The organism is Fibrobacter sp. UWR2, assembly GCF_002210285.1.
In the GTDB taxonomy this organism is placed as follows: Bacteria; Fibrobacterota; Fibrobacteria; order Fibrobacterales; family Fibrobacteraceae; genus Fibrobacter.
In genome coordinates, this window is record NZ_MWQE01000005.1 from 79,428 (window position 1) to 101,708 (window position 22,281).

Sequence of the window (22,281 nt, forward strand, 5' to 3'; positions counted from 1 at the left end):
ATTTTTAGATGGTGAAGTTCTTTTTATACATAATTGCGATACTCCTTTTGAGCGTGTCTGCCTCGGCATCGACGGTGGTGGAGGATTCCCGCTCGCGCTTTGTGCTCGATGACGGTGTGTACGATACGTCTGTCTACGGCTGTTCCGATGAACGCGGTACGGAAATTCCGGGCAACCGCTTCATTCCCGAAAATTCGTTCGTTGACGATAATAGTGATGTCCCGTTTCGCTTGTACCGTGTGGCTGTCCCCGCGGGTGCGACTCCGCGCGTTTCGCTTTCGGTAAAGAAGACTAAAAACCTGAAAGGGAGCCCCTGCAAGGGAGCCAAGCTGAAGTCCTCGCCGGTACATGCCTCGTCGCCGTATTTGCGCGATGGCCTGTGGATTGTCGATATCCGGGTGCCGCTATACGAAAAGTCGGGCGCTTCGCTTAGGCTCCGCACGCAGTTCCGCCTTACGGTCGACTTTGCCGTGACTGGTTCGGGAGTGAATCCTGGCAAGCGTGCCCTGTCACGCGTGGTAAACGGTAAGGGTGCTTCATCCTTCGGGGTCTCGCGCAATGCTTACCGCAAGTCGCTTCGCCGTATGGGTGTGTCGGATATCTCGGACGTGCATTTCCTCGCGAAGTTCCTTGTGGGCGACAGGAACGTGGCTACTACAAGCGAGGATGGCCTCTATGCGGTGGATTTCAAGACAATCAAGAATGCGCTCCTGCCGTACCTGAGGCAATCCGACCTGGATGGAATTCCCGTCGAGAAGTTGAGGCTTTTCGGTGCGTCTCCTGATACGATGTCTGCCAAGGTTCCTGGTCCTGACGTGATTGTTCCGGCCCACCTGTTCGAAATTCCTATCGAGGTGCGTGACCATTCCAAGAGTAGGGGTTCCTCAAGCCCGGATGGCACGTTCAATGACGGCGATTCCATCGTGTTTGTGGGTTACGGATCGTCATTCTGGAAATATGCGGATAGCCTCTACTTCCATTCCACATCGCCGTATACCTTTTTCCAGCAGTTCCAGCTAGGCTGGAGCGAGACTGGCAAGGGCTTGCGCTTTGCCGATAAGATATCGTACACCTCCGATGGCGCGAAGGATATCCCGCTTATGCGCTACGTGCGTGCCGAGCAGGATGTCTACTTGAGGGATGCCTATTACGGCAAGCCGCTGGACTGGGACAAGACGACGGGTAAGGAATGGTTCTGGATATGGCACTGTAGGTTCGATACGACGAAGGTCCCGTCTTCTGACCTTATGAGGGATTCCCCGCAGGTGAAGGATTTCCCGGGATTTGTTGATGGCGGTAAGACGCAATTGCAGGCCACGTTCGTTCCGTACCGTTCTGTCTGGGAAGCGAGTGTCGAACGCGATAACGACCAGATTACAGATTACGAGATGTCCGGTATGAGCCTGGAGGAGCGTGTCGCTGCAATCCGGTTCCGCTTTACGCTTAATGGCAAGGAGTATTCGGACGAGTCTGCGGTTGTGGGCCCCGATGGCGGGTTTGTGTTCGATGACGTGCCGCTCAAGGGCTCCGAAAACGAGTATTCCCTGACGATACTTCCCAACGAGAAGCAGTATGACCGCTTTGACGGCTACACCGTGGCCTATCAGTGGAATCCTGTGGTGGATTCTGCTGAATGGTATTTGCCCGGCAAGGTTTCGGGCAAGGTCCGCTTGCCGGTGCCTAATGGCGTGAGTCTCATGAAGTTCGTTGACCTTGTTCCCGTTGGAATCCTTGCGAATTCGGGAAAGTATGCCATAGATAGTGTTGTCGCCGGTGAGGATGTGCGCTATCTTGCCTTCAGGGAAGGCGTTTTCAGGAATGGCGATGGCCGCAACATGCTCGCGGTGGAGGGGCTGCCTGAAAATCATCGTGAAGTGCTTTCGGATATATCGAAAATCAGTTCTAAGACCGAATACCTGATAATCTCTGCTCCGGAATTTCTTGATGGTGCTGTCGAACTCGGTAAGTTCCGTTCGGAAGGGGATGCTGTTTCCAAGTATGCGACGACGGTGGTGAATGTCGAAGATATCTACAGGCAGTATACGGGCGGCTCGCTTTCGCCGGTAGCCATAAGGAACTATATCGCCTACGCCTATTCCGTTTGCCCCGATCTTCAGTACGTTCTCCTGCTTGGCTCCGGTCACTATGACTACCGCGGGGTTATTGCCAAACTGGGCAAGAATTTCATGCCTCCTTTTGAATGGGAAGATAACGTTACCGAGGATTTCTTCGCTGTGCTTGATTCGGGCGAACTGGTACGCTATGGGAACTATGACCTGGATGTGTCTGTCGGGCGCCTGCCGGTCTCTACGGAATCTGAACTCTACGATTATATCGAAAAGGCGAAGGATTACGAGATGGTCGGCCGCTTTGACCATTCGGACTGGCGAAAGACAATCCTGCTTGCGGCGGACGATGCGAAGAATGGAACGGTGGTGGACAGAACTCCGCATACGAAATCCCAGGAAAAGGTCGCGAAAGCGATTGACGCCTTGGTTAACGAGCTCGATTTCCGCTGGAACCAGAGAAAAGTGTACCTGCTGGATTATGAGGAAGATGCAGCCGGGCAGAAGAAACAGGCGACAGAGGACTTTTTGAATATTCTCAACCAGGGCGCCTTGATGACGACGTATTTCGGCCATGGCTCGAAAACGGACTGGGCGGCGGAAGGGCTCCTAAAGCCAAGCTACCTCTCTAGGCTATCGAACAAGGGTCGCTATACGATTCTCAATTCGTTCTCCTGTACGGTAGGCCGGTTCGACCAGGGAGATGCCAGGTCCCTGTCCGAGGAATTCCTGATTGCGCCCTTCAAGGGATCGATTGTCTCGGTCGGTGCCGCTCGAGAGACTTTCTCCACCTACAACGAACTGTTTGGACGGAACTTCATGTTCACGCTCCTGCGTAACGATGGCATATCGATGGGCGACGCCTTCCGTGCGGCAAAGAACGAAGCCTCGGCCTCCTATTCTAGGGCTCGCTTCAATAACGAGCACTACGTGTTCATCGGCGAGCCCGTCACCAAGATGCTCAAGGCTGATTTCAATGTGTCGCTGGACCAGAAACTTGATACGCTCAGGGCTCTCGACAAGGTGAAACTTTCCGGTTCTGTTTCGGGAATGGATAACGGCTTCATTGAACTTTCCTTGCGCGAGAGCCGCAATAGCAAGCGACTCTATATCGGGATTGAGGGTGTGGAAGAAGATACGCTCGATGTGTTGTACGACGGCGCCTTGATCTATTCCGAAAAGGTTCCCGTTGTTGGTGGACGTTATGAGACGGAATTCGTAACTCCGCGCAAGATATCGTTTGGCGATACCGCGGTGGAACTCAATGCGTGGGCCTATTCTAACGATGTCCGTGACATTGGCCGCTTCAGGCTTGGCGGTATCGGTATTTACGGCTTTTCCGCCTACGCCGACTCCATTCATGATTCCGATCCGCCCTCCATAAAGATCCAGAACTGCTATTCTACAGGGTCGGAAGCCTCGTTCTCTGATGAGGAGACGGTGAAACTGCAGGCTCCTGCATGCTTGCAGGTTGTTGTCGAGGATTCTACGGCCATCGATTTCCGCGAGCAGGCGGACGAGGGAATTTCCATAGAGGTCGAAGGGGTCGAGAATCCGTACCATCCGTATCCTTTCCTGGAGCAGTCATCCAAGAAGGCTGTATTCCGCAAGTCGTTTACGCTTGAAAGCTATCCGGAAGGCCATTATGTATTCCACGTACGGGCCATGGATGTGCTTGGAAATGTTGCTGTGAAGACTGTCAATCTGGACATTACCGAAGACATGAAGGCGGGCCTTGCCGATGTGTTCAACGTTCCCAATCCGGTGGGGAAGAAGGGCACTACGTTCTACTTCAAGAACCTTGCCGTGGACCGTGAGCCGACTGTGAATATCTTTATCTACAACCAGCATGGCCGCCTGGTGAAGGTCATCAAGGATGCCGTTTCGGGCGTGACGCACTGGGACGGCAAGGATAACCATGGTCGTAAATTGGCCAACGGACTGTATCATTATGTTGTTCGCAGTGAAGTCCCTGCTTCGGGTAACTTCAAGGCGAAGACGTGGACTAAAAAACAGAAATTGTTGATTTCGAGGTAATTATGGATTTGAGAGAGAAACCGGGGAAGGTGCAGAAATTTTTGGAACTGATGCTGCGCTTTAGACTGATTGCCCTGGTGGTAATGGTTGTCGTAACGGTTCCCATGTTATTGATGAATGTGAAGGGGTTCCTTGTGAGCGGTTGGCAGGGCTTCTTTTCTGTTCCGGTTGCCGCCTCCGAGGCCTTTGGAATGTGGCTTTCGGGAATTCAAGGCGTTCAGAGCCTGTGGTCTTCGGCTCAGTTCCTTGTTGCTGCGGGTGTTGCCTGTGTTGCGATGCTTTTCGTGTTTGGCGGTGTCCGCGCCGGGGTGGCATCGATTGTTTCGACATTGGCAGGCTTTGGCATCTTGATTTTGCTGGATGGCGATGAGAGTGTCGTTCTTCCGATGTTCGGCATCCTCGCACTGGTTTCCCTTGTGCTTTTTATCTTTGTCAAGAAGTCCGTTGTGTGTGCGCTATTCCCGTTTGTCTTGTGCAGTTTTTTCATTCCCTGCCTGGTGGATTTGAGCCCCTGGATTCTTAGCGAGAATTCAATTGAATTTTGGCTGGCAGCATTTGCAATGTTTGCGCTTGCTAATTCCATGGCGTTTGCTGTTGTTGCCGGTAAGCATCTGGGTGCCGGGGTCCCGCAGGCTGGTGCCCTGGTGAAGGCAGCCCGGCAGATGGTTGTGCCTGTGCTTGTCGGTGCGCTGCTGCTGGTAGTGGCCCTTGCGGAAACGCGGGTTGCAACGCCGGCTATGCCGGTTGAAACGGCGCATACGAGCTGGCTGTTCGTTGTCGTACGCTATGTGGCTCTTGTAGTTTGGTTCTTCGTATTCTTCTTTCCGATTTCGTCCTTCGCTCCGTGGGCTCGCCTGCGTGCAGGTAGCCGCCGCGTCGAGATGAAGGACAAAAAAAAGAAGAAGTAATATTAAACGAAAAAAAAGTGGCGGGTCGATAACCCGCCCTTGCATGTGTCATCCCCGGCTTGACCGGGGATCTTCTTTATGCGATATTCAGCGACTGCTCCCTAATGCACTCGATCTCATTCTTGAGTTCGATGGCGAGTGCCGCAATCTCTGCGCTTTGGCATTTTGTCCCGAGGGTATTCGCCTCGCGGCCCATCTCCTGAAGGATAAACCCGAGGTTCTTGCCCTGGGCTCCGCCCTTCTTGAGCGCGTCGAGGAACAGTTTGTTGTGGCTGTGGAACCGCGTGATTTCTTCGTGGATATCGAGCTTGTCGGCCATGATGCAGGCTTCCTGCAGCAGGCGCACGTCGTCGATTTCGCTATCCTTCATGAGCGCGTTGATACGTTCACGGAACTTGACTTTCCATGTCTCGATGCGCTGCGGGTCCAGTACTTCGATTTTCGCGAGCACGTCTTCAAGGTGAGCGACTCGCTTTGTGAGGTCGGCGGCGAGGTTCGCACCTTCCTTTTCACGCATGGCGATGACGCCGTCCAAGGCCTTGTCGAGTTCTGCCTTCAGGTGCTTTTCCCAGGCTTCGTTGTCGGCATTGGCGTCGGTAAACTGCAATACTTCGGGAATGGCGAGCACGTGTTCTAGCTTGATGTCGCCGGCAATGCCGTACTTGGCCTGCATGGCCTTCGTGATTTCGACGAATTTTGCGACGGCCACGTCGTTGTAGCATACGGGGATATTCCCGAGATTTCCTTCGCCGAGCGTGATGCTCATGTTCACCGAGCCGCGGGCCAGCTTGTCCTTGATTTGGGCCTTGAGGTCGTTTTCGAGATAGGCGAAGTTTTTAGGAATCTTGCTCGAGATTTCGAGGAATCGGCTGTTCACGCTGCGGACTTCGATAACGCAACTGACTCCGTTCAGGGTGGATTCGCTCTTTCCGAATCCGGTCATGGAAATAATCGACATGCCCTAATAATAAAAAAATTTTCTACCATGTATCGGCCGCTTGATATCGGCTTTCATTTATTTCGCCTGGGCTGGGTTCATCCGTTTGCTATATTTTTTCACATGGTAACTATCAACGGACAAAGTGTAGAGGCTGCGGGCAAGTCGGTTGCGCAGTACCTTGCCGAGGCGGGGTATAATGCTGTGCGTATCGCGGTAGAACGAAACTTGGAAATTGTGCCCAAGGCGAAGTATGCCGAGACGGTTCTTGCCGATGGCGATGTTGTCGAAGTTGTGAATTTCGTAGGTGGCGGGTGATGCCTGTCGAAACACAGATGCGAGAGCCTTCCCGCGAAGAAATGCTTGCCGCGCTCGAAAAGCGCCAGGGGGCCGATGCCGTGCGCAAGTTGCAGGCGGCGACGGTCGCTGTCTGTGGTCTTGGCGGACTCGGTTCCAATATTGCGATATCCTTGGCTCGGGCCGGTGTCGGCAAACTCGTTCTTATCGATTTTGACTGCGTCGACGTGACGAACCTTCATCGCCAGCAGTACAAGGCATGCCAGGTGGGCCTCCCGAAGCCCGAGGCGCTTCTCTCGAACCTGAAAGAGATTGCTCCTTACACAGAATACGAGACGCATTTCGAGAAAGTGACTGAGGAGAATGTGTCGACGTTGCTAGCCAGGGCAGACGTGATTTGCGAGGCGTTTGACGTTGCCGAAGCGAAGGCGATGCTCGTGAACGCGGTGCTTGAGACGATGCCAGATAAATACCTAGTTGCGGCTTCCGGAATGGCTGGCTACGATAGCGGTAATTCGATTACGGCCCGCAAGGTGACGAAGCGTTTTTATGTCTGCGGCGACGGCAAGAGCGACGTGAATGCGGGAATTGGCCTGATTGCCCCGCGCGTGATGCTTTGCGCCGCCCACCAGGCACTGACAGCTATCCGCCTGATCCTCGGGCTGGAATAATTCTATATTTTCCCCCGAAAAATTTCATAAAGAAGGCTTTATGGACGACAAACTTGTTATCGGTGGTCATGAATTTACTTCCCGCTTTATCCTGGGTTCTGGAAAGTATTCACTGAAATTGATTGAAGCCGCGGTGCGCGATGCGGGGGCACAGATTGTGACCCTGGCGGTGCGCCGGGCGAACACCAAGGACCACGAAAATATCTTGGATTACATTCCGAAGGGCGTGACGCTGTTGCCGAACACGTCCGGCGCCCGCACCGCCGAAGAGGCGGTCCGCATCGCGCGTCTTTCCCGCGAGCTCGGCTGCGGTGATTTCGTCAAGATCGAAATCATGCGCGACACGAAGTACCTTTTGCCCGATAACTACGAGACCATCAAGGCGACCGAAACCCTCGCGAAGGAGGGCTTCGTGGTGATGCCGTATATGTACCCGGACTTGAACGTGGCGCGCGACCTCGCTAACGCGGGTGCCGCAGCCGTGATGCCGCTTGCAGCCCCGATTGGCAGCAACAAGGGCCTTTCCACGCGCGAGTTCATCCAGATTCTGATTGACGAAATCGACCTGCCCATCATTGTGGATGCGGGTATCGGAAAGCCCTCCGAAGCTTGTGCCGCGATGGAAATGGGTGCTGCCGCCATCATGGCGAACACGGCGCTTGCCACTGCGGGCGACTTGCCGCTCATGGCGCAGAGTTTCAAACTTGCCATCGAGGCGGGTCGCAAGGCCTACCTCGCAGGCCTTGGGCGCGTTCTCACGCGCGGCGCTTCCGCGTCCGACCCGCTCACGGGTTTCCTCCGCGATTAACGGCTATCTGTCGTAGGCATAAAGATGGAAAGCGAAAGAAAAGACAATAACTACCTGTTCGATTCCGGGAACCTTTCGGAAGGCGCTCTCGCGAAGAAGCACCGCATAGAGACGGACCCGAGCGCCCGCACGAACATCATGGATTACCTGCCCGGCATGGAAATCATCCAGTCGGACATCGCCGACAAGGTCCTCTCCGAATCCGAGAATTACGATTACAGCAAGTATACCGGCAAGGACGTGAAGCGCGCCCTGGAACACGAACGCTGCACGCTCGAAGACTTCAAGGCGCTCCTTTCTCCGGCAGCCGCTCCGTACCTTGAGCAGATGGCCGCGAAGGCGAAAATCGAGACGAGCAAGCACTTCGGCAACAACGTCTATTTCTTCACGCCGCTTTACATCGCGAACTACTGCGAAAACTACTGCGTCTATTGCGGGTTCAACTGCTACAACCATATCAAGCGCATGCAGCTCACGATGGAGCAAATCGAGCACGAGATGAAGGTCATCGCCGACAGCGGCATGGAAGAAATCCTGATTCTCACCGGCGAAAGCCGCGCCAAAAGCAGCGTGGAATACATCGGTGAGGCCTGCAAGCTCGCACGCAAGTATTTCCGCATGGTGGGCGTGGAAGTCTACCCGGTCAACGTCGACGAATACCGCTACCTGCACGAATGCGGCGTGGATTACGTGACCGTCTTCCAGGAAACCTACGACAAGGTCCGTTTTGAACAACTTCACCTGCTCGGTCACAAGCGCGTATTCCCGTACCGCTTCGACTCGCAGGAACGCGCCTTGATGGCGGGCATGCGCGGGGTGGCGTTCTCCGCACTCCTCGGCCTCTCGGACTTCCGCCGCGACGCGCTCGCATCGGCACTGCACGTGTATTATCTGCAAAAGAAGTACCCGCATGCCGAAATGAGCTTAAGCTGCCCGCGCCTGCGCCCGATTATCAATAACGACAAGATTGACCCGCTCGACGTTCACGAGAAGGAACTCTGCCAGGTGCTCTGCGCCTACCGCATCTTCCTCCCGTTTGTGGGCATTACGGTTTCGAGTCGCGAAAGCAAGGAATTCCGCAACGGCATTGTGAAAATCGCTGCGACGAAGGTTTCTGCCGGCGTTTCGACGGGCATTGGCGACCACGAAAGCAAGTACAGCGGTCACGACGACGGGGAAGGCGGCGACGAGCAGTTCGAAATCAACGACTCCCGCAGTTTCAACGATATGTACGGCGACATCTCGGGCGAAGGTTTACAGCCCGTCCTGAACGATTACCTTTACGTGTAACGGCTAGTATTTGTAGTTTTTGCAGCCGATATCGCCATAGGTCGAGAAGCAGACTCCGTGCTCTGAGAGAAGAGCGCTACCTTCTCCATTCGCGGTGCTTAGCTTTCCACCATTTGGAAGCAGGGCTACTTCCACGGAATGGCTGTGCTCGTTGCGTCCGCTCCACTGGACGCTCATCGTCAAGCGGTAATTTGTTTTATTCGCTTTGCTACCCGAGCCTTGAGATGTTATCCCGTCTAAGCCAGAGGACTTTCCCTTGTTTAACTCTCTGCTGATAAACATCGGTTCCTTGGGAAAGGTCCGGTAATCTGAGTTGTTGTTATAGGGCACGGAATAGTAAGTTTCTCCGTCCTTTTTCCAATCATTATTGGTTCTGGCAATAAGAATGTCCGCAACACCATTAAAGCCGGATTCCTTTAGGGCATTGTACCATGTTCCGCTATTCCCAACCAAGGAACTCATTTCCGAGTTGGCTGTGACACTGGAGTGCTTTCCTTGTACATTGGTGGGAAGATCCGGACGTACTTCTACAATGAACAATTGTACGCCGGATTCACTTTTCAGGGCTTTTTTCAGTTTTTCGAGATTTTCTTGAGCCTTGTCTCCGGTCTTTACAAATGCGCTATTGAACAGAGCGCTTTCATCTTCAATCAGAGCTCTGTTCAACGCCTCTCTCAGGTAGTATAGTTTGAGGAGGTCTACCTTTTCTCTTGATTTTTCAACCATGCCGAAAATATTCGGAACCGCGACAGCGGAGATAATGCCCATGACGGTGATGACGACCATGAGCTCAATCAAGGTAAAGCCATGTTTTTTATTATCTTGCTTTTGCATAAGCATAGTGTACGTCCTTTGCAAAAACTAACCGTGTATACAGAAAAAATAGTTCTTTTTTTACGAAAATAATGCGTTTTTTTTGAAAAAAAGGGATTCTTTAACAGAAATCACAAATAAACCGCCCATTTTTCTATTTTTTGTATACATGAAAAATATCGATACGACCCTTTACTTTATCACCGATAGCACTTGCGTGCCGGAAGATCGTTTTTTACCTGTGGTGGAGGCCGCATGCAAGGGCGGAGCGACAATCATCCAGCTGCGCGAAAAGGACAAGTCCACTCGTGAATACATGCAGCTTGCAAAAGCGACGCACGAGATTACGGCACGTTATGGAATCCCGCTTATTATCGATGACCGTGTGGATGTCGCGCTTGCCATTGGTGCCGAGGGCGTTCATGTGGGGCAGAGCGACATGCCTGCGTGCGATGCCCGGCGTATTCTTGGTTTCGATAAAATCATTGGGGTTACTGCAAAGACGGTTCCTCAGGCGCTTGAAGCTTATGAACAGGGTGCCGATTACCTGGGGTGCGGCGCGATTTACCCCACGACAACTCACGTAAAAACGGTCATCACCCCGGTGGAGACGCTCAAGGACGTTGTGAAGGCTGTTCCCATCCCAGTAAATGCGATTGGCGGACTCAACAAGGACAACATCTTTGTGTTGAAAGGGTCCGGAATTGCGGGCATTTGCGCTGTCTCTGCAATTATGAAGGCCGCCGACCCTGAAACTGCAGCTCGCGAACTCAAGCAGGCGTTTGTCGCTTTAAACAGCTGATATTTATCCTCGCAACTTGTACAATCGTCATCCTCGCGTAGGCGAGGATCTGTGTCATCTGCTTCCGATGAGGCGTTGCCCGACTTTGAGCGGGGCGCCCGGCTTCAGGTTGTTTATTCGGCAAAGGGCATCGACAGAAATATTGAACCATGCGGCGACTTTACCCTGCGTGTCGCCCTTCTTGACGGTGTAATGGTTCTCTTTCTTGAGTTTGCGCTGCATGTTGTAGTGCGCGTTTATGATTTTCTTTTTCGGAACGTGCTCTACTCCCGGTTTTAGTTCCCAGTTCGGGAAGTCTACGATGGTTTCGGGGTCGATGTTGATTTCGCCGTAACGGATCTCGAAATGAAGGTGCGCGCCGGACGATTTTCCGGTATTGCCCGCCAGCCCGACGATATCGCCGGGGTAGACCTTCTCGCCGACTTTTACGAGCCGCTCCGAAAGGTGACCGTATAGCGTTGATAGCCCGTTTTCGTGCTCGACCATCACATAGTGTCCATACCCGCCCTGGTTGTATTTCGAGACGACGACCGTTCCCGGGAATGCCGCAACGACAGGCTCGTCGCGGATGATGCTCACGTCGACGCCACGGTGCAAGCGGTGGTCTCGAATGCCATACCTGGAACCGAGCGGAGCCTTGTGCGTAATGGGGATAAGCATGGTTGAAAAGTCGAAATAGTCTTCGCTTTTCTTTTCCTTGACGACAAGTTGTGGCGATTTATTCTTCTGCTCGCCGACAACCTCGAAATCGACCCCCTTCTTGTCAAGGAGAATCGCCTTGGTAAACGCCTTGGGGTCGTTGGCTTCGATGATTACCTTGTTTGTATCGACTTGGGCGGTCTTGGGTTTCTCGACCTTGGGCTTGGCTTTTTTCTTTGTTTTTGCCTTTGCTGCATCTGCGGACGAACAGAAGCACGCAACCGCAAGGATTAGCGTGACGATGAATGAACCGCGGATCTTTGGGGGCAAAAGGCTCATTTGAGGAAGGCGAAGAATACCGCGCCGATGATGAGGACGAAGGCAACAATGTGGTTCCACTGCAGTGCTTCGTTATTGAATACCGTTGTCGCGATGACGGTAAATACCGTGATGGAAATGGCCTCCTGGATGACCTTCAGCTGCATCAGGTTGAAGGGCCCGCCGTTGATCTTGCTCCCGATGTTGTTCGCGGGAATCATGAAGAAGTACTCGATGAGGGCTACACCCCACGAGGCCAAGATGACGAGGATAAGCGGCCAGTCGGTAGAGATGTGCATTTCCTTGAACTTGAGGTTCCCGTACCATGCTGCAGTCATGAACACGTTGCTGATGATGAGGAGGATTACGGTAAATATTCCGGCTTTCATTGTTTTGCTCTCAATCTATATGGTTTGCCCGTACTCATCTGGTAGGCGAGACGGGCACGTACTTGTTCTAGATACTGGATGTATTTTTCGCTCTGGTAGTCACGGTAGGTCCATTCGAAGGCATGGAAATGCCCGTCCTGGAAATACAGCGTGGGCTCCACGAAGATTCCGCGCTGCATGTATACGCGCTGGCGTTGGTCCTTCGTTGTCGCGAGGAAGAACTGCCCGAGGGTCATGTAGCCCGGGTCCAGGTTTACGGGACGCAGTCCCGGAGTGCCGTTCAGCCTGGCGATTTCGAGTTCGATATCGTTGGTCCAGAGTTTTATGTCGACGATGGTCTCGCGCTCCACGAGAGGCTCGTAGCTGAAGAATGCACGGACGGGAGCGTCCCCGATTTCGTCGACATAGTAGTTTGTGAATGTGAAGGGGAACGGATTAAGGTTCAGGTCTTCTTCGCCGAATCTTTCACGTAAGGTTGTGCGGACAGCCTCGACAGATTGGGCGTCCTTTGCGAGGATTCCCACGATAATCTTGACCTTGGCCGGTGTCCTGAGTTCGCCCATATGCGCTAAATTAGTAATTTTTTTATATGCGCTTTTATATGCTTGTCCTCTTTGTTCTCTCGTCCATGGTCTATGCCGGAGCCCCACGGGTTGTGCCTGCAATTCTCGATTCTATCCCGCACGAAAAATCTCACTTTACGCAAGGAATATTCTTTGACGGCAAGGAAATCGTGGAAACTACGGGCCAGTATGGAGAATCGGGCCTGTACCGCCGTACGCTTGATGGCAAGATTCTTGATTCGGCGCGCCTCGCGGACCGCTATTTCGGTGAAGGTTCCATTGCCGTAGGCGAAGATATCTTCTACCTCACGTGGAAATCCAAGAAGGCTTTTATCTACAACCGCAAACCTTTCCGGCCGAAGGGCGAGTTCCGCATACCGACCGAGGGCTGGGGCCTCACATACTGGCAAAGCGCACTACTGATGAGCAACGGCAGTGATGAACTTTTACGGATAGCGCTCGGCGCTTTTAACGTATTCGACGCGATTCGCGTAACCGATGGCGGCAAGCCCGTGAAGATGCTCAACGAACTGGAAATTGTCGGGAATACGCTATATGCGAATATCTGGCAGACAGCGCTGATTGCCGTCATTGACTTGCCCAGTGGCAAGGTGCTGAAGTATCTGGACTTTGCCGAGAAGGCGCGCAGTCTCTACAGGAGTAATCCGAACATTGACGTGCTGAACGGCATCGCCTATGACGGAAAGTATCTGTGGGTTACAGGCAAATACTGGCCGCAGATCTACAAGATTGCGGTACCGTAGAGAGGGCTCTTCCTATTTGATGGAAGAAGCCGACTCGTAGACAATGACGTTGCTGTAGGTGAGCGCCAGGGATAGGCGGGGCTTGTGCGTGTTGAAGTCGAGTAACCCGTAGTGCGCGTCAAGGGATATGCGGTGTTGGCCGGTACGGAAGCTTACATAGGCTCCGAGGCCAATTTCTACGTTTCCGAAGTCCTCCTGCTCCCCGAAATTGCTGAAGTTGAGCCAGAAGTTGCGGCATATATACTGTTCGAAACCGATGCGAAAGTAGTCACCGATGGGGAGTTGCTCTATAAACGATAGTCCTCCGCTGAATAGTTGTGTCCAGGCGTCAAGGAAGGAACCTAGTTCAACGAGGTCGATGTCGTCTTCATCGTCGTAATAACTGGCGGAATAGGAATAGTCATCATCGTCGTCATCGTCGAAACATACTCCTGTTGCGCAGATGGCACCGACCGTGATGCCGAGCCATATCGCGGAAACCCAGCTGCGCCAGCCGAAATACTTGTCGGCGTAACCGAAGGTCACATAGGGCGATGGTAGGAGGCCCCAGCCTCCTACGTAACCGCTGCGCCTTGCTGTCGTGGTTTCAAGGGCGATGGGTATGTTCCATTCGTCACCCGACAAACTGAAATTGATCTTCTCGGCACGGGCGGTAAGCACGCGCACCTTCTCGTCGTTCTGTCCCTGTTCTGCCGCTTCCATGAAACCGGACGCTGAAGGCGGGTGCATGGTGCATCCGCTGAGAGCGATAAGGAACGCGAAGATTGTCAGGTAGAAGTATCTCATGCCCTTAATATACCGCCACTTTGTTCAAAGCGTATAGCCGCATTTTGAAAAAACGATGAAATGCGGGTATGCGCAGATGGAATGCATTGCTCTAATTTGGAATAGAACTTAATGCACCCCATTCCCGTCCTGCACATCGCAGGTCACGGGCTTGCCGTTCACTTCGAGCGCGAGGGCGTCGCAGAACACGGCGCCACCCTTCACGGAGAGCGCAATCTTCTCGAAGTCCTTGACCTTGAGTTCGCGGGGTTCGCTGGGAGCCACGCCCTTGAAGAGGGCGCGGTCGCCGGGCTTAGCGTCTTCAGGCACGGAGACGAGGCGGCAAGTGTGTGCTTCGTTGTCCAGGTCGCCCGCAAAGAGCATGCCCTGGCTCATGATACCGCGGAGTGCGCTCGGCTTGAGGTTCGCGAACAGCAAAATCTTCCTGTCCTGGAGTTCTTCGGCCTTGTAGCTGCTCTTGAGGCCGCTGCAGATGGTGCGGAGTTCGCCTTCGCCGGCGTCCACCTTGAGCACGTAGAGGCTCGTGGCGTCCGGATGGTCGGCTACTTCCTTGATCTGGGCCACGCGCATGTCCATGGCGGCGGGCACGTCGGCGGCCATCAGCGGCTTGTTCTGCTTGGGCTTCGGCTGGGCTTCGGGCTTCTTGACTTCTTCTTCAATACGCGGGAAGAGCGGCTTGCCTTCGCCGAACGCTTCACCACCCTTGAGGATTCCCCAGGCGAGGTCGTCGGCGCTCTGGAACTTGCAGCCGATCATGGCGAGGCCTTCTTCAGCCTTGCCCGGAATCACCGGCCACAGCAGGCTGAGCGAGAGGCGTACGGCTTCGGCGGACACGTAGAGCACGGTCGCGAGTTCGCCCTTGAGGGCGGGGTCCTTCGCGAGTTTCCACGGGGCCTTGACTTCGAGGTAGCGGTTGATGCTACGCACAAGCTGCATGATGGTCTCGATAGACTGCGAGAGGCGTGCCTGCGGCAGGCCTTCCTTGATTTCGGCAATCACCTTGTTCGCGAGGTCGATGACTTCCTTCTCGGCGTCGCCGATGGAGGTCGCTGCGGGGAGCTTGCCTTCGAAGTTGTTAAGCACCAGGCGGTGTACGCGGTTCAGCACGTTACCGAGGTCGTTGGCGAGGTCGCTGTTGATGCGGCGCACGAAGGCGTCGTGCGTGAAGTTTGCATCCTGGCCCACCACCATTTCGCGGGCGAGAAAATAGCGGAACGCGTCGATGCCGTACTTTTCCATGTAGTCCATCGGGTTCACGACGTTGCCTGCGGACTTGCTCATCTTTTCGCCGCCGTTCACGAGCCACCAGCCGTGTGCCAAGATGTGCTGCGGGAGCGGAATGTCAAGAGCCATGAGCATCGTCGGCCAGTACACGCTATGCGTGGTGAGGATGTCCTTGCCGATGAGGTGGTAAGTGGCAGGCCAGATCGGCGTGCCGTCGGCATAAGTCTTGTGGAAGGCGGTCGAGGCGCTCACGTAGTTCAAAAGCGCGTCGAACCACACGTAGGTCACGTAGTCGGTGTCGAAGGGCAGCGGAATGCCCCAGCTAAGGCGTGCCTTCGGGCGGCTGATGCAGAGGTCATTCAGCGGCTGGCGCAGGAATCCGCGGATTTCGTTCCAGCGGTAGTCCGGCACAATCCAGTCCTTGTGGCTTTCCAAGAAGTCAATCAGCTTCTGCTGGTAAGAACCCATCTTGAAGAAGTAGTTCTTTTCCTTGAGCCATTCCACCGGGCGGTGGCTGATGGGGTCGCACTTGTTCTCGTCGAGTTCGTCTTCGCTGAAGAAGCGTTCTTCGCCTACAGAGTACCAGCCCTCGTATTCCTTCGAGTAGATTTCGCCCTTGTCCCAGAGCTTCTGCAGGCATTCCTGCACAAAGGCCTTGTGTTCGGGCATCGTGGTGCGGATAAAGAAGTCGTTACCGATACCCATCTTCTTCCACAGGTCTTCGAACCGGTGGTAGTATTCGTCCACGTGTTCCTGCGGGGTCACGCCGCGCTTTTCGGCGGCACGCTGCACCTTCTGGCCGTGTTCGTCGGTACCGGTCAAGAAGAACGTCTGATAGCCCAGAATCTTGTGGAAGCGGGTGAGGATGTCCGCGAGGACGGTGGTGTAGGAGTGCCCGATATGCGGGGCGTCATTCACGTAATAAATCGGCGTTGTAACGTAAAAATTTTTCATGGCCTCAAATTTAGTAAAAGGCGAGTGCAGCGGCAAAGCGTTTACGCTTTGACATTGCCGAGCCGTACTAAATGCGCCCCGAAGGGGCGCCAATTTAGTAAAATTTGTTAGTTGAGGAACGTCATGGCGGGCTTGACCCGCCATCTAGATTTTATATTTCATAAAAAAAGAGGTCCCTATGTCTTTTATGGATTTGGCCAAGAATCGCTATAGCTGCCGTGCCTTTACCGCCCAGGCGGTAGAACCCGAAAAACTCGCCCAGGTGCTCGAGGCGGGCCGCCTTTCCCCGACTGCAATCAACGCTCAGCCCGTGACCGTGAAGGTCATCAAGTCTCCCGAGGCCCTAGAAAAGATTCGTGGCATCACCCGTATGGCCTACAATGCCCCCGTGGTCTTGATGGTCTGCTACGACGAACCCAACTGCTATACTGCCGAAAAGTACAACGACAACTTCAACAGCGGCGTGATGGATGCGAGCATCGTCACCACCTCGATGATGATGCAGGCAACCGACCTTGGCCTTGCGACCCTCTGGGCCCGCGGCTTCAATGCATCCTACATCGAGAGTGCATTCGAATTTCCGGACAACTTAAAGCTTGCCTGCCTCCTGGATATCGGCTATGCCGACCCCGAGAACGGAGGCCCGTCGCCCAGGCACCCCGTGCGCAAGAGCATGGAAGAGTTCATGAGCGAAGTCTAATTTTATTATATTGCGTCCAGTGAAAATTCGTATATCCACAGAGACCCTGAACCGAGTGAAGCGATTCCGCAAGAACAAGCGGGCGTTCTGGTCTTTGGTGGTACTCTTGATTGTATATTTGCTTTCGCTCACGAGCCCGTGGACGGTGAACGACGAACCGCTCTTTTTGCGCTATGGTGGCAAGACGTATTTCCCGGCGTTTGTGCGGTACAGTGATGCGGACTTTGGCGGGGAATACCAGACGGAAGCCGATTACGCGAAACTATTTGCTGCGGTGCGTGAGTGTGAGGAAGATGCCGCCGAGGGCTTTACCCGTGCGGGCGGTTGTCCCGAAATGTGGGTGATTATGCCCCCTATTGCGCACGACCCGCTGAAGGCCGATTTAAGCGAAGATGGTGCACCTCCGTTTGCACCGAGCGCGAGGCATTGGCTCGGTACAGACAGTAACGGGCGTGATGTGCTCTCGCGTTTAATCCACGGCTTTAGAATCTGTATCAGCTTCAGCCTGCTCTTGACTCTTCTCGGGACATTCCTCGGAATTGTCATCGGTGGTATTCAGGGCTACCTAGGCAGGTTCTGGGATATCGGAATGCAGCGTATGATAGAAATCTGGTCATCGTTGCCGATGCTATATGTGGTGATCCTTATCGGGAGCATCTATGGTCGCAGTTTTTGGCTCCTGATTCTGATTATGGCGGCGTTTAACTGGATTTCGCTTAGTTACTACATGCGTGCTGAATTTCTGAAACTGCGTGATATGACCTATGTGCAGTCTGCGAAGGTTCTAGGAATGTCTCACCGCCACATTTTCTTTAAGGAAATCCTCCCGAACGCGATGACGCCCGTGGTGACGCTTTTCCCGTTTACGCTGATTGGCGGTATCGGGAGCCTTACCTCGCTCGATTTTCTGGGATTCGGCCTGCAACCGCCCACGCCCAGCTGGGGCGAACTCATGAGCCAGGGACTCAACAACTTGTATGCCCCGTGGATCTCGGTAAGCACGGTCGCCGCCTTGTTTGTGACGCTGCTTTTGACCACGTTCGTGGGCGAGGGCGTGCGGGATGCCATGGACCCGAAGTCGGGAGATAGGTATGTGTAATACTTCGCCGGTTTTGCAGGTGCGTGACCTTTCGGTTGCTTTCGGGTACGACAAGAATGGCTGTCCGCGCGATGGCATAAAGCCATTGCAGGTTACGGACCGCGTCTCGTTCGAGATCAGTGCGGGTGAGTTCTTCGCGCTGGTAGGTGAGTCGGGCTGCGGCAAGAGCGTGACCTCCATGAGCATATTGAGACTGTTGCCTCAGCCGAGTGCTCGTATTGTCGAAGGCTCCGTGCTGTTCTATGGCTCGGGCGAGTCGCACAAGAATGCCGAACCCGTTGATCTTGTGAAATTGCCGCTTGCCGATTTGCAAAAGGTTCGCGGGTCCGAAATCGCGTGCATATTCCAGGAACCGATGCAGGCGCTGAATCCTGTCGTGACCATCAGGAAGCAGTTGCTTGAGGTGTTCAAGTTTGGTGGTGCCAAACTGGGTGCGGCCGACCCGCTGGCCGCAATCCGGGAGATGCTGGCTCTTGCAGGCTTCAACGACCCCGACCGCGTGCTGAACGCCTACCCGCATGAACTTTCAGGCGGCATGCTCCAGCGCGTGTGTATCGTGATGGCGCTGCTCCCGAAGCCCAAGCTGATTATTGCCGACGAACCGACTACAGCTCTCGACGTTACGGTGCAGGCGCAGGTCCTTGCGGTACTCAAGGATATGGCAAACCGCACGGGTACCGCGGTCCTGCTTATTACCCATAACATGGGGATTGTCTCGCAGTACGCGGACCGCGTGGCGGTGATGTACGCCGGCCGCATCGTAGAATGCGGCCCCGTGCGGGACGTGATCGACAATCCGATGCACCCCTATACGCAGGGGCTGCTGGCCGCCATCCCCGAAAACCACAGCGACATGCGTACAATGAAATCTATCCCAGGTAGCGTACCGCATCCGCGTGATTTTGTGGCTGGCTGTCGCTTTGCTGACCGCTGTGAAAAATGCGTGTCATTACCGGCCGAGTTGCAGGCCAGGTGCCGTTCGCAGGAAATCCCGCCGAAAGTAGGTGGCGAGCATTTCGCGCACTGTTTTAAAGATATTTCCTAATTCCGGGAACACGCCGGAACAGATAAACTAGACCGAGCGAAATCCCGAAGAACAGTAGGGTCATCAGCGGGACTGTCACCAACGGGTGCGGAATCAGCATGGAAAGTTTGAATCCGTAAAACATCCGGATGAATAGCGGGTGGATGATGTAAACTCCCAGCATGCATTTCGAAATATCGATGAGCCGCGATTGCGTCGACGTCCTGTCCTTAAATTTTTCGTGGAAAAAGCAGAAAACGCCTACTGCCATCAGGAACGTCGTTGGCCTGAAATTCCCGAAGAAGAACTCGTTCGGGGCATCGCGCAGTAGGCTGATGTACGTGGAGTAGAAAAAGGCGATAACCCACGAGAGAATTGCTCCCGCGTACACGATGCGGCGGGCCCTTTGCCCGATTCCATGGTGCGCGATGTAGAAGCCGGTCAGGTAAAAGCCCGCAAAAGTCGTGCAGCCGCGAATACCGATATTCTTATAGAGTGTAAAGTCGAACCATTTACCGAGCAGGTGGCTGACCGTCGGGAAAACGAGCCCGAAGGCAAAGAATATCGCGATGACATAGAGCACCATGTGCTTGCTCGCATGCTCGGTAAACACGCGCAGAGCTGGCGTAATCAGGTAAAGCCCTGCAATCGCATATAGGAACCACAGGTGCGTCGCCGGCGTCGTGAAAAGTAGTACTGGCGCAGAGACCACGTTCAAAATCGTCTCGCCGATGCCCGCACCGGTCTTGAACCCCACACAGAGCGCATCGACAATGCCGTAAAACATGACCCAGAATACGATCAGTGCGAGAATCCTCACGAGATTGTGCTTCAGCACTTTCTGGGGTGTGTGCGGGTACTTGGGCGAGAGCATGAACGCCCCGCTTATCATGATGAACACGCCTACGCCGAAACGTGAAAGGCTGTTCATGAAGTTGAGCACGAAGAAGTCGGGAGTATCTACCGGGGTGTCGTACCACGCGGAAGTCACCGTATGCTGGAAAACCACGACAAGCGCCGCAAAGATGCGTAGCCATTCGGCGTAAATCTCCCGCTGTTTTTCCATTACTTGAGCCCGTATTTCTCGGCGACTTTTGCTCGGTCCTCGTCGGAAAGGCTCTTCAAATAGGCCTTCCAGCCGGGGCAGAAGTTGATATGGAAGCGCCAGAAACGCCCGAGCAGCGACTTGGGATTCTCGTCGTATTTGGCCCGAAATTTGCAATCAGCACACGCCATAATGTAGCTCCTTGTTTATAAACATAAAAAAATCCCTCACATTTTTGCGAGGGACTTTTCAATGCTTGGAGATCCCCGCCTTCGCGGGGATGACATTGGGTGAATTGACGCCTTCGGCGTCCGCCCTACGGCTCAAAAATAAAAGAGAAGTCCTTTGGACTTCTCTTTTGCTTTATTCGCCTTGTAGGCTATTACTTCACCTTGAGGGCGCCGCGTTCGAGCTTGATCGTGAAGTTCGTAACGTCGCACACTTCGCTCGGACCCCAGTACTGGATCGGACCCGGGTAGGTGTAGGATTCAGTCTTGGCCCAAACGTCGCGGTTCTTGGCGAAGAACTTGAACGGAGCGCCGTTCAGTTCAACGAGAGCCTTCTGGATCACCGGCTTGTCGGCACCGTGACGACGTTCGATGTTCATCATCATGGTGATAGGAATGCCACCGGCAGTCCACTTTTCGATGCCCTTCGTGAGGTCACGCACGGAGCTCATGTAGCCGTTCATCTTGTTGAAGGCGAGCACGGAGGCGGTGAAACCGAGGCTGTAGCAGTAGTCGGCGTCGAAGTTCGACGGAGCGGCGCAACGGCCTTCGTAACCGAAGAAGTGGTTGAGAGCGCTGAACTTGCCCTTGAAGTTCTTGCGGCTCTTGAGTTCCTTCTTGACCATCTCGATGATGAGCTTTTCGGTTTCGATGAGGGAAACCTGCACGTTGCCGTGGCTGTCGCGGTCGAGCATCAACTGGCCCTGAGTGGTGGAGGGGAGGCTCTTGAGGACTTCAGCAGAAGCCTTAGAGATCCACTTGCAGAGCAATTCCACCTTGGCGGCGGTGTCGAGACCTTCGACTTCCTTTTCGTGGTGGGCGAGGGCTTCAGAGAGTTCAGAGATGAGCACGCCGACATCCGGGATGAATTCGAGGAGGCCTTCCGGAATGAGAGCCACGCCGAAGTTCTTGCCGGCAGCGGCACGGGCAGCGACGATGTCTGCAACGTACTTGATGACCTGCTTGAGCTTCATCTTCTTGGCCTTGACTTCTTCAGAAATCAGGCAGATGTTCGGGTGGGTCTGGAGAGCGGCTTCGAGAGCGATGTGAGAAGCGCTACGGCCCATGAGCTTGATGAAGTGCCAGTACTTCTGGGCAGAGTTGGCATCGCGCATGATGTTGCCGATGAGTTCGGAGTAGGTCTTCACGGCGGTGTCGAAACCGAAGGAGGTTTCGATGTATTCGTTCTTGAGGTCGCCGTCGATGGTCTTCGGGCAGCCGCAAACAACGCAGGTAGCGCCGTGTGCCTGGAAGTATTCACCGAGAACAGCAGCGTTGGTGTTGGAGTCGTCACCACCGATGATCACGATAGCGTCGAGCTTCTGAGCCTTGGCAACAGCCATGCACTTCTTGAACTGTTCTTCAGTTTCGAGCTTGGTACGGCCGGACTGGATGATGTCGAATCCACCAGTGTTGCGGTAGGCGTCCATGATCTTTTCGTTGATCACGATGAACTTGCCGTTCTCGAGGCCGGACGGGCCGCCGAGGAAGCCGAGGAGCTTGGAATTCTTGCTGATGCTCTTGATACCGTCGAAGATACCCGCGATCACGTTGTGTCCACCGGGAGCCTGGCCGCCGGAGAGCACCACGCCTACGTTGAGGGCCTTGCCGGCAGCGGCCTTGGTGGCCTTCTTCATGCCGATGTACGGTGCACCGTAGGTGTTCGGGAACAGGGCCTTGATCTTGGCCTGGTCACGGACGGACTGGGTGGGCTTGCCCTTCACGAGAGCGACTTTGAGAGCACCGTCGCGGAGAGCGGCGGGGAGTTTCGGCTGGTAGGCCTTGCGGGCCTTGCCGAGGACGGACAGATTGTCAGCCATTGTTTCTTCCTTTTGAATTTTCGCGCAGCCAAAACCGCGCGGTCATGGGTTAAAAAATTACGCGAGTAAATATAGTAAAAGGCGAGTGCAGCGGCAAAAG

At 54.2% G+C, this 22,281-nt stretch carries 21 protein-coding genes; 11 read left to right on the top strand and 10 right to left on the bottom strand.

Annotated features, from left to right (window positions below):
- Nucleotides 1-8: 8 nt before the first annotated feature.
- Together B7994_RS08655 and B7994_RS08660 are read left to right on the top strand one after the other, a co-directional pair.
- Nucleotides 9-4,103, top strand: a complete 4,095-nt coding sequence (locus B7994_RS08655; protein ID WP_088638065.1) for a C25 family cysteine peptidase — start codon at nucleotides 9-11, stop codon at nucleotides 4,101-4,103.
- Between the two features lie 2 nt (nucleotides 4,104-4,105).
- Nucleotides 4,106-5,011, top strand: a complete 906-nt coding sequence (locus B7994_RS08660) for a hypothetical protein (protein WP_088638066.1) — start codon at nucleotides 4,106-4,108, stop codon at nucleotides 5,009-5,011.
- A 76-nt stretch (nucleotides 5,012-5,087) separates the two neighbouring features.
- Here B7994_RS08660 and B7994_RS08665 read toward each other — a convergent pair whose 3' ends face one another.
- A complete protein-coding gene (locus B7994_RS08665; RefSeq protein WP_088638067.1) occupies nucleotides 5,088-5,969 on the bottom strand; it encodes a YicC/YloC family endoribonuclease in 882 nt (293 codons plus the stop codon).
- 102 nt (nucleotides 5,970-6,071) lie between these two features.
- On the opposite strand from B7994_RS08665, the gene thiS reads away from it, so the two are divergent.
- Genes thiS through thiH form a run of 4 tightly spaced genes read left to right on the top strand, consistent with a single transcriptional unit; the run spans nucleotide 6,072 to nucleotide 9,014 of the window.
- Complete coding sequence (gene thiS, locus B7994_RS08670) at nucleotides 6,072-6,266, top strand: sulfur carrier protein ThiS (RefSeq protein WP_173843363.1); 195 nt, start codon at nucleotides 6,072-6,074, stop codon at nucleotides 6,264-6,266.
- Nucleotides 6,266-6,916: a thiamine biosynthesis protein ThiF gene (gene thiF, locus B7994_RS08675; protein ID WP_233143131.1), complete on the top strand. Its 651-nt coding sequence runs from the start codon at nucleotides 6,266-6,268 to the stop codon at nucleotides 6,914-6,916. Before thiS ends, thiF begins: the two co-directional genes overlap by 1 nt.
- 40 nt (nucleotides 6,917-6,956) lie before the next feature.
- Nucleotides 6,957-7,724, top strand: coding sequence for a thiazole synthase (locus tag B7994_RS08680; RefSeq protein ID WP_088638068.1), 768 nt, complete (start codon nucleotides 6,957-6,959; stop codon nucleotides 7,722-7,724).
- Nucleotides 7,725-7,748: 24 nt separating this feature from the next.
- Nucleotides 7,749-9,014: a 2-iminoacetate synthase ThiH gene (gene thiH / locus B7994_RS08685; protein ID WP_088638069.1), complete on the top strand. Its 1,266-nt coding sequence runs from the start codon at nucleotides 7,749-7,751 to the stop codon at nucleotides 9,012-9,014.
- A 3-nt stretch (nucleotides 9,015-9,017) separates the two neighbouring features.
- On the opposite strand, the gene B7994_RS08690 is transcribed toward thiH, so the two are convergent.
- Nucleotides 9,018-9,854: a type II secretion system protein gene (locus B7994_RS08690; RefSeq protein ID WP_173843288.1), complete on the bottom strand. Its 837-nt coding sequence runs from the start codon at nucleotides 9,852-9,854 to the stop codon at nucleotides 9,018-9,020.
- A gap of 142 nt (nucleotides 9,855-9,996) precedes the next feature.
- On the opposite strand from B7994_RS08690, the gene thiE reads away from it, so the two are divergent.
- A complete protein-coding gene (gene thiE, locus B7994_RS08695; protein ID WP_088638070.1) occupies nucleotides 9,997-10,629 on the top strand; it encodes a thiamine phosphate synthase in 633 nt (210 codons plus the stop codon).
- 54 nt (nucleotides 10,630-10,683) lie between these two features.
- Here thiE and B7994_RS08700 read toward each other — a convergent pair whose 3' ends face one another.
- The 3 genes from B7994_RS08700 to B7994_RS08710 are packed head-to-tail and all read right to left on the bottom strand — an operon-like array spanning nucleotide 10,684 to nucleotide 12,538.
- Nucleotides 10,684-11,607, bottom strand: a complete 924-nt coding sequence (locus B7994_RS08700; RefSeq protein ID WP_088638071.1) for a M23 family metallopeptidase — start codon at nucleotides 11,605-11,607, stop codon at nucleotides 10,684-10,686.
- Nucleotides 11,604-11,975, bottom strand: coding sequence for a DMT family protein (locus tag B7994_RS08705; protein WP_088638072.1), 372 nt, complete (start codon nucleotides 11,973-11,975; stop codon nucleotides 11,604-11,606). The genes B7994_RS08700 and B7994_RS08705 overlap by 4 nt, the downstream gene beginning before the upstream one ends.
- The gene (locus B7994_RS08710) at nucleotides 11,972-12,538 is read right to left on the bottom strand and encodes a DUF4416 family protein (RefSeq protein ID WP_088638073.1); all 567 of its coding nucleotides are present in this window, start codon (nucleotides 12,536-12,538) and stop codon (nucleotides 11,972-11,974) included. Before B7994_RS08710 ends, B7994_RS08705 begins: the two co-directional genes overlap by 4 nt.
- Nucleotides 12,539-12,576: 38 nt before the next feature.
- Here B7994_RS08710 and B7994_RS08715 point away from each other — a divergent pair, with 38 nt between their 5' ends.
- The gene (locus B7994_RS08715; RefSeq protein WP_233143132.1) at nucleotides 12,577-13,302 is read left to right on the top strand and encodes a glutaminyl-peptide cyclotransferase; all 726 of its coding nucleotides are present in this window, start codon (nucleotides 12,577-12,579) and stop codon (nucleotides 13,300-13,302) included.
- A 12-nt stretch (nucleotides 13,303-13,314) separates the two neighbouring features.
- Here B7994_RS08715 and B7994_RS08720 read toward each other — a convergent pair whose 3' ends face one another.
- On the bottom strand, nucleotides 13,315-14,088 hold the full coding sequence (locus B7994_RS08720; protein ID WP_088638075.1) for a hypothetical protein: 774 nt from the start codon (nucleotides 14,086-14,088) through the stop codon (nucleotides 13,315-13,317).
- A gap of 108 nt (nucleotides 14,089-14,196) precedes the next feature.
- The gene (metG, locus tag B7994_RS08725; RefSeq protein ID WP_088638076.1) at nucleotides 14,197-16,266 is read right to left on the bottom strand and encodes a methionine--tRNA ligase; all 2,070 of its coding nucleotides are present in this window, start codon (nucleotides 16,264-16,266) and stop codon (nucleotides 14,197-14,199) included.
- Between the two features lie 178 nt (nucleotides 16,267-16,444).
- Here metG and B7994_RS08730 point away from each other — a divergent pair, with 178 nt between their 5' ends.
- The 3 genes from B7994_RS08730 to B7994_RS08740 are packed head-to-tail and all read left to right on the top strand — an operon-like array spanning nucleotide 16,445 to nucleotide 19,110.
- Nucleotides 16,445-16,966, top strand: coding sequence for a nitroreductase family protein (locus B7994_RS08730; RefSeq protein ID WP_088638077.1), 522 nt, complete (start codon nucleotides 16,445-16,447; stop codon nucleotides 16,964-16,966).
- A 19-nt stretch (nucleotides 16,967-16,985) separates the two neighbouring features.
- Nucleotides 16,986-18,065, top strand: a complete 1,080-nt coding sequence (locus B7994_RS08735; protein WP_088638159.1) for an ABC transporter permease subunit — start codon at nucleotides 16,986-16,988, stop codon at nucleotides 18,063-18,065.
- Nucleotides 18,058-19,110 (top strand): ABC transporter ATP-binding protein, encoded by a 1,053-nt coding sequence (locus tag B7994_RS08740; RefSeq protein ID WP_233143133.1) that lies wholly within the window; start codon nucleotides 18,058-18,060, stop codon nucleotides 19,108-19,110. The genes B7994_RS08735 and B7994_RS08740 overlap by 8 nt, the downstream gene beginning before the upstream one ends.
- On the opposite strand, the gene B7994_RS08745 is transcribed toward B7994_RS08740, so the two are convergent.
- The 3 genes from B7994_RS08745 to B7994_RS08750 all read right to left on the bottom strand — a co-directional run bounded on the left by B7994_RS08745 (nucleotide 19,094) and on the right by B7994_RS08750 (nucleotide 22,181).
- Nucleotides 19,094-20,155, bottom strand: a complete 1,062-nt coding sequence (locus B7994_RS08745; RefSeq protein ID WP_088638079.1) for an acyltransferase — start codon at nucleotides 20,153-20,155, stop codon at nucleotides 19,094-19,096. The genes B7994_RS08740 and B7994_RS08745 overlap by 17 nt on opposite strands.
- Nucleotides 20,155-20,325: a hypothetical protein gene (locus tag B7994_RS14190; RefSeq protein ID WP_198957841.1), complete on the bottom strand. Its 171-nt coding sequence runs from the start codon at nucleotides 20,323-20,325 to the stop codon at nucleotides 20,155-20,157. Before B7994_RS14190 ends, B7994_RS08745 begins: the two co-directional genes overlap by 1 nt.
- 191 nt (nucleotides 20,326-20,516) lie before the next feature.
- Nucleotides 20,517-22,181, bottom strand: a complete 1,665-nt coding sequence (locus B7994_RS08750) for a diphosphate--fructose-6-phosphate 1-phosphotransferase (RefSeq protein WP_088638080.1) — start codon at nucleotides 22,179-22,181, stop codon at nucleotides 20,517-20,519.
- Nucleotides 22,182-22,281 lie beyond the last annotated feature (100 nt).